Here is a 14,003-nt window from a genome sequence, read left to right as displayed (position 1 = left end):
TGCGCCTGATCCTGGAAATCGAAGGCGAAACGATCACCGAGATCCGCTGCGGCATCGGCTATCTACACACCGGCATCGAAAAGAACCTGGAATACCGCAACTGGACCCAAGGCGTCACCTTCGTCACCCGCATGGACTACCTGTCCCCGTTCTTCAACGAAGCCGCCTACTGCCTCGGCGTGGAAAAACTCCTCGACGTCACCGACGACATCCCCACCCGGGCCAGCGTGATCCGGGTACTGCTGATGGAACTCAACCGCATCTCCAGCCACCTGGTCGCCCTGGCCACCGGCGGCATGGAACTCGGCTCCATGTCGGCGATGTTCTTCGGCTTCCGCGAACGCGAACTGGTGTTGTCGATCTTCGAGACCATCACCGGGCTGCGGATGAACCACGCCTACATCCGCCCCGGCGGGCTGGCCGCCGACCTGCCCGACGAAGCCATCCCGCAGTTGAAGGAACTGCTGGTCCTGCTGCCGAAACGGCTGCGCGACATGGAAAACCTGCTCAACGAAAACTACATCTGGAAGGCCCGCACCCAAGGCGTCGGCTACCTCGACTTGACGGGCTGCATGGCCTTGGGGATCACCGGGCCGGTCTTGCGTTCCACCGGGCTGCCGCATGATCTGCGCCGCGCCCAACCCTACTGCGGGTATGAGGACTACGAGTTCGACGTGATCACCGACGACGGCTGCGACGCCTACGGGCGTTACATCATCCGGGTCAAGGAGATGCGCGAGTCGATCACGATCGTCGAGCAGTGTTTGGACAAGTTGCGGCCCGGCCCCGTGATGATCACCGACAAGAAACTGGCCTGGCCCGCCGACCTGAAACTCGGTCCCGACGGTTTGGGCAATTCCCCGGCTCACATCGCCAAGATCATGGGCAGCTCCATGGAGGCACTGATTCATCACTTCAAACTGGTCACCGAAGGCATCCGGGTGCCCGCAGGGCAGGTCTACGTCGCCGTCGAATCCCCCCGCGGGGAACTCGGGGTGCACATGGTCTCCGACGGCGGCTCCCGCCCGTATCGGGTGCACTACCGCGACCCCTCGTTCACCAACCTGCAAGCCGTCGCCGCGATGTGCGAAGGAGGCATGGTCGCCGACGCCATCGCCGCCGTCGCCTCCATCGACCCCGTCATGGGCGGAGTCGACCGCTAATGAGCGCTTGCGCGAAGAAGAGACAACACTAATGGCTGCCATCGAATTGCGGCTCGGGCCGCGCCCCGACGAACCCGGACCACCCATCACCCAAGGCCCACAAACCTATTCGACTGAGGTCACGCAGCGGCTCACCGTCGACGCCGACGCCATCGTCGCCCGCTACCCACAACCGCGTTCGGCGTTGCTGCCGCTGCTGCACCTGGTGCAATCCGAGGACGGCTACCTCACCCCCGCCGGCATCGGCTTCTGCGCCGCACGCCTGGACCTGTCGCCCGCCGAAGTCACCGCCGTCGCCACGTTCTACTCCATGTACCGGCGCACCCCCACCGGCGACTACCTCGTCGGAGTCTGCACCAACACCCTGTGCGCCGTCATGGGCGGCGACGCCATCCTCGACGTCCTGCAAGAACACCTCGGCGTCCGCGCCGGAGAAACCACCGACGACAACAAGATCACCCTCGAACACATCGAATGCAACGCCGCCTGCGACTACGCACCCGTCATCATGGTCAACTGGGAATTCTTCGACAACCAAACCCCCACCACCGCACGCGAACTCGTCGACCAACTACGGTCGTCCGAACCACCGGTCCCGACTCGCGGCGCACCCTTGTGCACCTTCCGTCATGGTGAACGACTCCTGGCCGGGTGCGGACCCTTCGATTCTCAAGACGTCACCATCGGCGCTGCGACACTCGCAGGTCTGCACGTTGCACACGAAAAGGGAATGGCGGCAACCGGCTTGGAAGGCGAGGAGTGACGTGGCGCTAACCCCCGTATTGAGCCGGTACTGGGATCACCCGGAGTCATGGGCCCTCGACACCTACCGCGCCCACGACGGATACCAGGCGCTGCAGAAGGTGCTGCGCATGGCTCCCGACGAGGTCATCGAGACCGTCAAGCGCTCCGGGTTGCGTGGCCGCGGCGGCGCGGGCTTCCCAACCGGTCAGAAGTGGTCGTTCATCCCGCAGGGCGACACCGGCGCGGCCGCCAAGCCGCACTATCTCGTCATCAACGCCGACGAGTCGGAACCGGGAACCTGCAAGGACATTCCGCTCATGATGGCCACCCCACACGTGCTCATCGAAGGCGCGATCATCGCCGCCTACGCGATCCGCGCCCGCCACGCCTTCATCTACGTCCGCGGCGAAGTCGTGCCGGTTCTACGCAGGCTGCAGCAGGCCGTGGCCGAGGCCTACGACGCCGGCTACCTCGGCACCAACATCGGCGACTCCGGGTTCGACCTCGACCTCGTCGTACACGCCGGCGCCGGGGCCTACATCTGCGGTGAGGAAACAGCCCTACTCGACTCGCTGGAGGGCAGACGCGGCCAGCCCAGGCTACGGCCACCGTTCCCGGCTCAAGCCGGGTTGTACGGATGTCCCACCCTCGTCAACAACGTCGAGTCCGTCGCGTCCGTCCCATCGGTCATCCTCAACGGGGTCGACTGGTTCCGTTCGATGGGCACGGACGAGGCTCCGGGCTTCACCCTGTACTCGCTTTCCGGCCACGTCACCCGGCCCGGCCAGTACGAGGCACCGCTCGGCATCACGCTGCGCGAACTCCTCGACTACGCCGGCGGGGTCCGGGCAGGCCACCAACTGAAGTTCTGGACGCCCGGAGGTTCGTCCACCCCACTGCTGACCGCCGAACACCTCGACGTGCCACTGGATTACGAGAACGTCATCGCCGCAGGGTCCATGTTGGGTACCAAGGCGTTGCAGATCTTTGACGAAACCACCTGCGTGGTGCGCGCGGTTCGGCGCTGGACCCAGTTCTACGCCCACGAATCGTGCGGCAAGTGCACGCCGTGTCGCGAAGGTACCTACTGGCTCACTCAAATCTACGAGCAACTCGAATCGGGTGCCGGGACCACCGACGACATCGATCGACTCTCGACCATCGCCGACAGTCTCAACGGAAAGTCCTTCTGCGCACTGGGTGACGGGGCAGCCAGTCCGATCGTGTCATCCCTCAAGCACTTCCGTGGCGAGTACGTCGCCCATGTGGCGAAGGGCTGCCCATTCGATCCGCGCGAGTCCATGCTCCACACAGCGGAATTGGCGGTCCCGAGTTGATCACACTGACCATCGACGGCCAACGGATCAGCGTGCCGGAGGGCACGCTGGTGATCCGCGCTGCGGAGCTCGCAGGCATTCAGATCCCGCGGTTCTGCGACCACCCTCTGCTGGCGCCCGTCGGAGCGTGCCGGCAGTGCCTGGTCGAGGTGGAGGGTCAGCGCAAGCCGATGGCGTCCTGCACCGCCACCGCCACCCCCGACATGGTGGTCCGCACTCAACACACCTCCCCCGCCACCGACCAGGCCCAGCGGGGCGTGATGGAACTCCTGCTGATCAACCATCCGCTGGATTGCCCGGTGTGCGACAAGGGTGGCGAATGCCCGCTGCAGAACCAGGCCATGTCGGGTGGTCAGGCGGACTCCCGTTTCCGCGGCACCAAGCGGACGTATCCGAAACCGATCAACCTGTCATCGCAAGTGCTGCTCGACCGGGAACGCTGCGTGCTGTGTGCGCGCTGCACCCGGTTCTCCGAGCAGATCGCCGGCGACCCGTTCATCGAGCTGATGGAGCGTGGTGCGCTGCAACAGGTCGGCATCGCTGCCGACGCCCCGTTCGACTCCTACTTCTCCGGCAACACCGTGCAGATCTGCCCGGTGGGCGCACTCACCGGCACCGCCTACCGCTTCCGGGCCCGCCCCTTCGACCTGGTCTCCACTCCCAGCGTCTGCGAACACTGTGCATCGGGATGCGCCCAGCGCACCGATCACCGGCGCGGAAAGGTGGTGCGCCGGCTGGCCGGTGACGACCCGGAGGTCAACGAGGAATGGAACTGCGACAAGGGCCGCTGGGCCTTCACCCATGACCGGCAGTCCGACCGGATCAAGACACCCTTGATGCGCGGTGCAGACGGGGTCTTGGCGCCGACCTCGTGGTCGCAGGCACTGACGCTGGCTGCAGCCGCACTCGGCAAGGCTCGCGGACGAACTGGTGTGCTCGTCGGCGGACGAGTCACCTGGGAAGACGCCTACGCGTACGCCAAGTTTGCGCGGATCGCCCTGGGCACCAACGACATCGACTTCCGTGCGCGACCTCACTCCGCCGAGGAAGCTGATTTCCTCGCGGCCCGCGTCGCAGGCCGACCCACGACGGTGACCTACGGCGGCATCGAGACGGCGCCGATCGTGCTGCTGGTCGGGTTCGAGCCGGAAGAGGAGTCGCCGATCGTCTATCTGCGGCTCCGCAAGGCGGCCCGCACGCGTGGGCTGCGGGTGTATTCGCTCGGGCCGTTCACGACGCGCGGGCTGACCAAGATGCGCGGCACGCTCCTGAGGGCGGCGCCTGGTCGAGAACCCGAGGTTCTCGACGACCTGCACGTCGGTGCGGTCGCTGCGCTGCTCCGCCATCCCGGCGCAGTCATCATGGTGGGTGAGCGGTTGGCGTCGGTCCCTGGGGGGCTCTCGGCAGTGGGACGGCTTGCCGACGACACCGGGGCTCGGCTGGCGTGGGTGCCTCGACGTGCAGGCGAACGCGGTGCACTCGAGGCCGGAGCGTTGCCGAACCTGATGCCGGGAGGGCGGCTCAGTACTCGGCCCGGACGGGACACGGCACGCATTCTGACCGCCGCAGCGAGTGGCGCACTGGGTGCACTGCTGGTGGGTGGTGTCGAGATCGCGGATCTCGAGGATCCCCATGCCGCGCGCGAGGCGTTGGCGGCGGCATCCTTCGTCGTCAGTCTCGAGCTACGTCACAGCGACGTGACCGCGCACGCGGACGTCGTCCTACCCGTGGCGTCGGTCGCAGAGAAGTCGGGCACGTTCGTCAACTGGGAGGGCCGCAGGCGGTTCTTTCCCGTCGCCCTACAGGACTCCACCACGCTGTCCGATCTGCGGGTGCTCGACGCGATCGCGTCGGAGATGGGCATCCGGCTGGGTCTGCCCGACGATGCCGCCGCGCGCGATGAGTTGCAGCGGCTCGGAGCCTGGGACGGGTCGCGCGCCGAAGCACCCGCCGTCCAGCCCGCTCCGTCGCCAAAACCCGTTGCGGGGCAGGCGGTTCTCGCCGGTTGGCGGATGCTGCTCGACGGTGGTCGCCTACAGGATGGTGAATCCCACCTGGCAGGCACTGCACGACCGCCCGTGGTTCACCTTTCCGCAGCGACCGCGGCAGAAATCGGAGCTGCGGAGGGGGATTCGATCAGCGTCGGCACCGCGTCGGGCGCGATAACGCTTCCGCTCGCTCTTGCCGACCTGCCCGACCGGGTCGCATGGTTGCCCCTGAACTCCCCCGGCTCGGCCGTCCATCGTGAACTTGGTGTCACGGCGGGTGCGGTCGTGACGATCGGCGCTGCGCGGTGATCGCCGTCGGTCAGGACACCTGGTGGTTGGTCTCGGCAAAGGTGCTGGCGGTCTTCGTATTCCTCTTGCTCACGGTACTGGTGGCAATTCTGGTGGAGCGTCGAGTCTTGGCCAGGATGCAGATGCGGCGAGGCCCCAACCGCGTTGGCCCCGCGGGCATTCTGCAAAGCCTCGTGGATGGCGTCAAACTCGCGCTCAAGGAGGGCATCACGCCCGTTCGGGCGGACGCGCCGGTGTACCTGCTGGCGCCGATCATCTCGGTGATCCCTGCCTTCGTGGCGTTCGCCGTCATCCCCCTCGGCGGTGAGGTGTCGGTGTTCGGCCACCACACCGCCCTGCAGTTGACCGACCTACCCGTGGCGGTGCTGTTCGTTCTGGCGGCCAGCTCGATCGGCGCATACGGAATCGTGTTGGCCGGCTGGGCATCCGGGTCCATCTACCCGTTGCTGGGGGCGCTTCGCTCGACCGCGCAGGTAATTTCGTACGAGATTGCGATGGCATTGTCGTTCGCCGCGGTCTTCATCTACACGGGCACGATGTCGACGTCGGGCATAGTGGCCGCGCAAGACGGGACCTGGTATGCGCTCCTCTTGTTGCCCTCGTTCCTGATCTACCTCATATCGATGGTCGGCGAAACCAACCGTGCGCCGTTCGATCTGCCAGAGGCCGAGGGTGAGCTCGTCGGCGGGTTCCACACCGAGTACTCGTCGCTGAAGTTCGCCATGTTCATGCTCGCCGAATACGTCAACATGACGACGGTGTCCGCTCTGGCCACCACACTGTTCCTCGGCGGCTGGCACGCGCCGTGGCCGATCAGCCTGTGGGACGGCGCCAACACCGGATGGTGGCCGCTGCTGTGGTTCATCGCCAAGGTGTGGACGTTCCTGTTCGGATTCATGTGGCTGCGCGCCACCCTTCCCCGGATGCGCTACGACCAGTTCATGGCACTGGGTTGGAAAGTCCTGATACCGACCTCACTCGTCTGGCTGATGATCGTCGCTACGGCAAGGGCATTGGGGACCGATCCAACCGCGTCGCACCGCCTGACCGCGATCGCTGGGCTCTGCCTGGTATTGGTCGCCATCGTGGCGGCGAAGATCGCTGCTGTTAGGGCGCAGCGATCGACCGACCGGGCCATCCGTCAGTCGGAGAACGCGTACATCAATCCCTTCGCCGGCGGTTTCCCGGTACCGCCGCTGCCCGGACAGCGTACGCACGACCCACTGATCATCATTCGACGCGAGGAGATAGATGTCTAAGCTCATCGATGCCGTAGCCGGCTTCGGGGTGACGTTCCGAACCATGTTCAAGCGGCCGATCACCGAGCAGTACCCGGAGGAACCGGGCCCCGTGGCGCTGCGGTACCACGGCCGTCACCAACTCAATCGACATCCCGACGGGTTGGAGAAGTGCATCGGCTGCGAACTGTGCGCGTGGGCGTGCCCGGCCGACGCGATCTTCGTCGAGGGTGCCGACAACACCGAGACCGAAAGATATTCGCCCGGTGAGCGTTACGGGCGCGTCTACCAGATCAACTATCTGCGCTGCATCGGATGCGGTTTGTGCATCGAAGCCTGTCCAACTCGTGCGTTGACGATGACGACCGACTACGAGATGGCAGGCGACAACCGCGCGGATCTCATCTGGGGCAAGGACCTGCTGATCACACCAGTGGACCCGGATATGCAGCCGCCGCCACACCCGATGACACCGGGCAGCACCGCCGAGGACTACTACCTCGCCGGCACCGCACCCCGAACGCAGCACGGCCGATGATGACGCTGGCGGGTGAAGCCGTCACCAGAACGTCGACGAGCGAGGCGGTCATGTTCTGGATTCTTGGCGCCCTTGCGGTCGCGGGCGCGCTCGGCGTCGTGATGGCCGCAAAGGCGGTGTACTCCGCGCTGTTCCTCGCCATGACGATGATCATTCTGGCCGTGTTCTACATCGCGCAGGACGCGCTGTTCCTCGGTGTCGTGCAGGTGGTCGTCTACACCGGCGCCGTAATGATGCTGTTCCTCTTCGTCCTGATGTTCGTCGGCGTGGATTCTTCGGAATCCCTCGTAGAAACGATACGCGGACAACGAGTCTCGGCAGTGGCGGTCGGCCTCGGCTTCGGCGCTCTCCTGATCGCCGGGATGGGCACGGTGGCCGACGAGCGGTTCGGGGGTCTTGCGGAGGCGAACGCCGCCGGAAACGTGCAGGGTTTGGCGGCGTTGATCTTCACCCGCTACTTGTGGGCATTCGAGCTGACGGGTGCATTGCTCATCACCGCGGTCGCGGGTGCGATGATCCTCGCGCACCGCGAACGACTTGGCCGCCGCAAGACGCAGCGCGAGCTGGCGGCGGTACGATTCCGACCCGGCGGGCATCCCACGACGTTGTCGAACCCCGGTGTGTACGCCCGGCACAACGCGGTCGACGTGCCCGCTCTGCTGCCGGATGGCTCCCCCGCCCGGTCGTCGGTTTTTCCGGGATTGCGGCCCCGTACCGCCGTGGCTCGCCGTCCCGAGCCGTCCGCGCGGCCGCATCTGCGGCTGGTCACCCAGAGTTCGGACGTTGGTGCGGGCTGGGTCGACGATTGGGAGGGGCGACAGTGAATCCGGCCAACTACGTCTACTTGTCGGCGATCCTGTTCACCGTCGGAGCGGCCGGAGTGTTGTTGCGGCGCAACGCCATCGTGATGTTCATGTGCGTCGAACTGATGCTCAACGCGGCCAATCTCTCGCTCGTCGCGTTCTCGCGCTTGCATGCGCATCTGGACGGCCAGCTACTCGCGTTCTTCACCATGGTGGTGGCGGCCTGTGAGGTGGTGGTCGGCCTTGCCATCATCATGACGATCTTCCGCACCCGCCGCTCGGCCTCGGTCGACGACGCCAGCTTGCTGAAACACTAGGGCCTTCATGACGATTCCTGTGTGGCTGGTGATCGCGCTACCGCTGGCGGGCGCCGTGGTGCTGCTTCTCGGCGGCCGTCGCTTCAACGAATGGGGTCACGTGTTGGGCTGCGCAACGGCGCTCGCCTCGTTCGCCGTGGGTGTCGCGCTGTTCGTCGAGATGGTCGGCCGTGACGCGGAGCACCGGGCCGTCCACGACCTGCTGTTCTCCTGGATACCGGTCGGTGGTCTGCACGTGGACTTCGGCGTGCAACTCGATCAGCTGTCCATGTGCTTCGTACTCCTGATCACCGGTGTCGGATCGCTGATCCACGTCTACTCCGTGGGATACATGGCCGCCGATCCTGACCGCAGAAGGTTCTTCGCCTACTTGAACCTGTTCGTGGCCGCAATGTTGTTACTGGTTCTGGCCGACAACTACCTTGGGCTCTACGTCGGTTGGGAAGGCGTCGGCGTGGCGTCGTACCTCCTGATCGGATTCTGGGCGCACAAGCCGGCGGCGGCCACCGCGGCGAAGAAGGCGTTCATCGTCAATCGCGTCGGCGACATCGGGCTGGCAGTCGCGATGATGGTGATGTTCAGCCAGATCGGGGCCGTCTCGTACGCGGCCGTATTCTCGGCGGCCCCTCACCTAGGCGAAGACACGTTGACGGCCATCGGACTGCTGCTGCTGTTGGCGGCGTGCGGCAAGTCCGCGCAGGTGCCGTTGCAGTCCTGGTTGGGCGACGCGATGGAAGGTCCGACGCCCGTCTCGGCGCTCATCCACGCCGCCACCATGGTCACCGCCGGTGTCTATCTGATCGTGCGGTCGGGCCCGGTCTTCGACCTCGCGCCCACCGCGCAGCTCGGCGTCGTGACCGTCGGTGCGGTGACGCTGCTGTTCGGCGCCGTCGTGGGGTGCGCGAAGGACGACATCAAGAAGGCGCTTGCTGCATCGACCATGTCGCAGATCGGCTACATGGTGCTGGCCGCCGGATTGGGCCCTGCCGGATACCCGTTCGCGATCATGCACCTGCTCACCCACGGCTTCTTCAAGGCAGGCATGTTCCTTGGCGCCGGCTCGATCATGCACGCGATGAACGACGAGGTGAACATGCGCCGCTATGGCGGGCTGCGTAAGGCGCTACCCGTCACCTTCGTGACATTCGGCTTGGGCTATCTCGCGATCATCGGCGTGCCGCCGCTCGCCGGCTTCTTCTCCAAGGATGCCATCATCGAGGCTGCGTTTGGCAGCGGCGGCCCCAAGGGATTTCTGCTCGGCGGCGTCACGTTGCTCGGTGCGGGCATCACCGCGTTCTACATGACCCGGGTGATGCTGATGACGTTCTTCGGTGAAAAGCGTTGGCACGACGGGACGACCGGAGCGGAACCACATCCGCACGAGGCGCCCAAGGTGATGACGTGGCCGATGGTTCTGCTCGCACTCGGGTCGGTGGCGTCTGGTGGGCTGCTGGCGGTACGCGGCACACTTCAACACTGGCTCGAACCGGTCGTCGGCTCGCACGAAGCCGCCGAGGGCGGGCCGGTCTGGCTGGCCACCGCAGTGATCCTCGCCGTCGTCACCGCGGGGATCGCCATCGCGTACCGCATGTATGCCACGCGGGCGGTACCCGTAGAGATGCCCGCCGGCTCCCCCATCATCGTGGCGGCCCGCGAGGATCTCTATGCCGACGTGGTGAACGAACGCATGTTGATGAAGCCGGGTGCGCGGCTGACCCGCGCCATGGTGTTGATCGACGACCGTGGTGTCGACGGCGTGGTCGTCGGCATCTCGGTCGTCATCAGTCGCATATCGGTCCGCCTGCGGCGGTGGCAAACCGGATTCGCGCGTACCTACGCCCTGTCGATTTTGACGGGCACGGCCGTCGTCATTGCGACCTTGTTGATGGTGAGGACCTGGTGATGAGTCTCCCGTGGTTGACCCTCTCATGGGTGACGCCGGCGATCGGCGCCGCTGTGGTGTTACTGGTGCCCACGTCTCGGCGGGCACTCGCCAACTGGATGGGTCTGGTCTTCGCCATTGCGGTGCTGGCCGTGGCCGTAGTGCTCGTCGACGGTTTCGACGTCGGCGACGTTCAGTATCAGTTCGTCGAATCACACCGGTGGATACCGACATTCGGAGCCCGTTATACCGTCGGGCTCGACGGCATCGCGCTGGCACTGGTGGTACTCACCGCGGTATTGGTACCGCTGCTGATCATTGCGGGCTGGAATGACGGTGCGGAGCGCGGACAGTCGACTCGTGTCTACGTCGCACTGGTGTTGGGCGTCGAATCCTTGGTCTTGGTCTCGTTCGTAGCGCTCGACGTTCTGCTCTTCTACGTCGTCTTCGAGGCGGCGTTGATTCCGCTCTACTTCCTCATCGGTCGGTACGGGGGCACAGACCGTTCGCGAGCTGCCTTGAAGTTCCTGTTGTACAACCTGTTCGGCGGGCTCGTCATGCTCGCCGCAGTGGTCGGCGTCTTCGTGGTTGCCGCTGGGACGGGTAGCCACGGCACTCTCGACTTCCGCACTCTGGTGGACACGGCACGCAACGCCGACCCCACGATCCAGAAGCTGTTGTTCCTCGGGTTCATGACGGCATTCGCCGTCAAGGCGCCACTCTGGCCCCTGCATACCTGGTTGCCCGGCGTTGCCACGTCCGCGAAGCCCGCCACCGCCGTCTTGATGATGGCGATCGTGGACAAGGTGGGCACGTTCGGCATGTTGCGGTACTGCCTGCAACTGTTCCCCGAGGCCGCGACCTACTTCAGGCCACTGATCATCACGCTGGCGGTGATTGCGATTCTGTTCGGCGCGATCGTCGCGATTGGTCAGGTCGACGTGATGCGGTTGATCGCCTACACCTCGATATCCCACTACGGGTTCATCGTCCTCGGCATCTTCGTGATGACGAGCCAGGGCCAGGCAGGCTCGACGTTGTACATGGTCAACCACGGGGTGTCCACGGCCGCACTGTTTCTCATCGCCGGATTCCTGGTGTCCCGCAGAGGCACTCGTTTGATCAGTGCCTACGGCGGCGTACGGGGGGTGGCGCCATGGCTCGCGGGAACCTTCCTGGTGGCGGGTTTGTCGGCCCTCGCCCTTCCCGGTCTCGCTCCCTTCATCAGCGAATTCCTGGTGTTGATGGGGACATTCACGCGTTACCCGCTGGCCGCGGTCGCAGCTTCGGCTGCCCTCGTCCTCTCTGCGCTCTACGTCCTGTGGGCCTACCAACGGATGATGACCGGACCTCTCGCCGACGGTAATCAACATCTGCGCGACCTGGTTCCCCGCGAAACCGCGGTCGTTGCACCACTCATCGCGCTCCTGCTGGCTTTGGGCATCTATCCGAAACCCGTGCTCGACGTCATCGTTCCCGCCGTAAGCCACACGTTGACCACCATCGATGAGCCAGACCCGGCACCCCAGCTCGCAGAAGGACCGCCCCGATGATCGAAGCTCTTGGGCTGCCCGCGCCCAGCGTTGAATACGGCCTACTGTCGCCGATGTTGATCGTCTTCGGCGCCGCGGTCGCGGGCATTCTGGTCGAGGCGTTCCTCCCCCGCAGTGGCCGTTACCGCGCACAACTCGCCGTGAGTACCGGTGCCCTCGTGGCGGCGTTCGCCGCGGTCCTCCTCCTCGCCGGTCACCACGGCAGTGCGGTCATGGGGTCGATCATGGTCGACGGGCCATCGTTGTTCCTGCAAGGTGCAGTGCTGTTGACCAGCACCGTGGCGATCGCGCTGATCGCCGAGTCTCGGCTGATCTCCTTCGCCCCCCAGGGATCCGTCGTTCCCGGCAGCGTGGAAGAGGAGCAGGCCGTTCGCGCCGGGATCGTTCAGACGGAGGTCTTTCCGCTCTTCATGTTCGCGGTCGGTGGGATGTTGGTGTTCTGTGCATCTGCGGACCTGTTGACGATCTTCGTCGCACTCGAAGTTCTCTCGCTTCCCCTCTACCTACTGTGCGCCTTGGCACGGAGCCGCCGCCTCCTGTCACAGGAAGCGTCGTTGAAGTACTTTCTGCTGGGGGCGTTTTCATCGGCCATCTTTCTCTACGGCATCGTGTTGCTCTACGGCTACGCCGGGACGCTCACTCTGTCGGGTATCGCCGACGTACTGGACGCACGCGCTGGCGACACGTCGCTTGCGATGACCGGAGTTGGCCTGGTGGCTGCCGGATTGTTGTTCAAGGTGGGGGCGGTTCCGTTCCATTCCTGGGTGCCCGACGTGTACCAGGGTGCGCCAACGCCGATCACCGGATTCATGGCCGCGGCAACCAAGATCGCCACGATCGGTGTCACGATGCGGATCTTCTACATCGCGCTTCCCGGCCTCATCGCCGACTGGAGGCCGGTTCTGTGGGTCGTCTCCGCCGTCACGATGCTGGTGGCCGCAGTGCTGACCGTGGTGCAGACCGACATCAAGCGGCTACTCGGCTATTCGTCGGTCGCCAACGTCGGGTTCCTGCTGCTTGGCGTGTGTGGGGGCCAGGCGGGACTGTCGTCGACGATGTTCTATCTGGTCACCTACGGACTCAGCACGATGGGTGCGTTCGCCATGGTCGGCATGATCCGCAACGCCGACGGCGAGGAGGACACCGAGACCTCGCATTGGGCGGGGCTCGGTCGGCGCTCGCCCGCCATCGCCACGGCAATGGCATTGTTCCTGTTGGCATTGGCGGGCATACCGCTCACCAGCGGGTTCATCAGCAAGTTCGCGATCTTCCAGGTGGCGGCCACCAGTGGCGGACAGGTGTTGGTGGTCATCGGTGTGCTCAGCAGCGCGATTGCGGCGTTCGCCTACGCCCGTGTGATCGTGACGATGTTCTTCCGTGAGCCGAATCCGCAGACCCCGCAGACCCGGCAGCCTGCACGAGCGACCGCCGTGGCCGTCGCAATCACTGCGGCGGCCACGATGGTGCTCGGCGTCGCGCCCCAACCGTTGTTCGACCTTGCTGGTGCGGCTGGTCAACTCCTCCGCTGACGGACACCGCGGAAGGCATTGCGCTAGAGGGATTTACCGACCAGTGCGACGAGGTCGACGAGGCGGTTGGAGTAGCCCCACTCGTTGTCGTACCAGGACACCACCTTGGCCTGGTTGTCGATCACCTTGGTCAACCCCGAGTCGAAGATCGAGCTGTGCGGGTCGGTGACGATGTCACTGGACACGATCGGCGCGTCGTAGTACTTCAAGATGCCCTTCAACGGGCCCTCGGCAGCAGCCTGGAACGCGGCGTTGATCTCCTCGGCGGTGGCCGACTTGGCCAACTCGGCGGTCAGGTCGGTGACCGAACCGGTCGGAATCGGCACCCGCAGTGCGTAGCCGTCCAGCTTGCCCTTGAGCTCGGGCAACACCAGGCCGATGGCCTTGGCGGCACCGGTCGAGGTCGGCACGATGTTCAGTGCGGCGGCCCGCGCCCGACGCAGGTCGCTGTGCGGGCCGTCCTGCAGGTTCTGATCCTGGGTGTAGGCGTGGATCGTGGTCATCAACCCCTTGACGATGCCGAACTCGTCGTTGAGCACCTTGGCCAACGGACCCAGGCAGTTCGTCGTGCACGACGCGTTGGAGATGATGTTCTGGCTGCC

General features: G+C 65.2%; 12 protein-coding genes. 11 read left to right on the top strand and 1 reads right to left on the bottom strand.

What is annotated here, in order from left to right; all coding sequences use genetic code 11:
- The 11 genes from nuoD to nuoN all read left to right on the top strand — a co-directional run.
- Window positions 1-1,163: NADH dehydrogenase (quinone) subunit D (gene nuoD, locus N536_RS0135700; RefSeq protein WP_029117988.1), on the top strand; the 1,163-nt coding region annotated here is incomplete at its 5' end.
- Window positions 1,164-1,194: 31 nt separating this feature from the next.
- Entirely contained in the window at window positions 1,195-1,926 is a 732-nt protein-coding gene (gene nuoE, locus N536_RS0135695) for an NADH-quinone oxidoreductase subunit NuoE (protein ID WP_029117987.1), read from the top strand.
- A 1-nt stretch (window position 1,927) separates the two neighbouring features.
- Window positions 1,928-3,244 (top strand): NADH-quinone oxidoreductase subunit NuoF, encoded by a 1,317-nt coding sequence (nuoF, locus tag N536_RS0135690; protein ID WP_029117986.1) that lies wholly within the window; start codon window positions 1,928-1,930, stop codon window positions 3,242-3,244.
- Window positions 3,190-5,541, top strand: a complete 2,352-nt coding sequence (locus tag N536_RS0135685; protein WP_036438871.1) for an NADH-quinone oxidoreductase subunit G — start codon at window positions 3,190-3,192, stop codon at window positions 5,539-5,541. Before nuoF ends, N536_RS0135685 begins: the two co-directional genes overlap by 55 nt.
- Window positions 5,538-6,800: an NADH-quinone oxidoreductase subunit NuoH gene (gene nuoH, locus N536_RS40490; RefSeq protein ID WP_051575018.1), complete on the top strand. Its 1,263-nt coding sequence runs from the start codon at window positions 5,538-5,540 to the stop codon at window positions 6,798-6,800. The genes N536_RS0135685 and nuoH overlap by 4 nt, the downstream gene beginning before the upstream one ends.
- Complete coding sequence (gene nuoI, locus N536_RS0135675) at window positions 6,793-7,317, top strand: NADH-quinone oxidoreductase subunit NuoI (protein WP_029117984.1); 525 nt, start codon at window positions 6,793-6,795, stop codon at window positions 7,315-7,317. The genes nuoH and nuoI overlap by 8 nt, the downstream gene beginning before the upstream one ends.
- Window positions 7,317-8,141, top strand: a complete 825-nt coding sequence (locus N536_RS0135670; protein ID WP_029117983.1) for an NADH-quinone oxidoreductase subunit J — start codon at window positions 7,317-7,319, stop codon at window positions 8,139-8,141. The genes nuoI and N536_RS0135670 overlap by 1 nt, the downstream gene beginning before the upstream one ends.
- A complete protein-coding gene (gene nuoK / locus N536_RS0135665) occupies window positions 8,138-8,437 on the top strand; it encodes an NADH-quinone oxidoreductase subunit NuoK (RefSeq protein ID WP_029117982.1) in 300 nt (99 codons plus the stop codon). The genes N536_RS0135670 and nuoK overlap by 4 nt, the downstream gene beginning before the upstream one ends.
- A 7-nt stretch (window positions 8,438-8,444) precedes the next feature.
- On the top strand, window positions 8,445-10,340 hold the full coding sequence (gene nuoL, locus N536_RS0135660; RefSeq protein WP_029117981.1) for an NADH-quinone oxidoreductase subunit L: 1,896 nt from the start codon (window positions 8,445-8,447) through the stop codon (window positions 10,338-10,340).
- Complete coding sequence (locus N536_RS0135655) at window positions 10,340-11,872, top strand: NADH-quinone oxidoreductase subunit M (RefSeq protein ID WP_197040317.1); 1,533 nt, start codon at window positions 10,340-10,342, stop codon at window positions 11,870-11,872. The genes nuoL and N536_RS0135655 overlap by 1 nt, the downstream gene beginning before the upstream one ends.
- Complete coding sequence (gene nuoN, locus N536_RS0135650; protein ID WP_029117979.1) at window positions 11,869-13,401, top strand: NADH-quinone oxidoreductase subunit NuoN; 1,533 nt, start codon at window positions 11,869-11,871, stop codon at window positions 13,399-13,401. Before N536_RS0135655 ends, nuoN begins: the two co-directional genes overlap by 4 nt.
- Before the next feature lie 23 nt (window positions 13,402-13,424).
- Here nuoN and N536_RS0135645 read toward each other — a convergent pair.
- Window positions 13,425-14,003, bottom strand: a 579-nt coding sequence (locus N536_RS0135645) for a type I glyceraldehyde-3-phosphate dehydrogenase (protein ID WP_029117978.1), incomplete at its 5' end; no start/stop codon positions are given.

This window comes from Mycobacterium sp. URHB0044 (genome assembly GCF_000620625.1).
Taxonomy (GTDB): domain Bacteria; phylum Actinomycetota; class Actinomycetes; order Mycobacteriales; family Mycobacteriaceae; genus Mycobacterium.
This window is presented reverse-complemented; position numbering and strand designations above follow the sequence as displayed.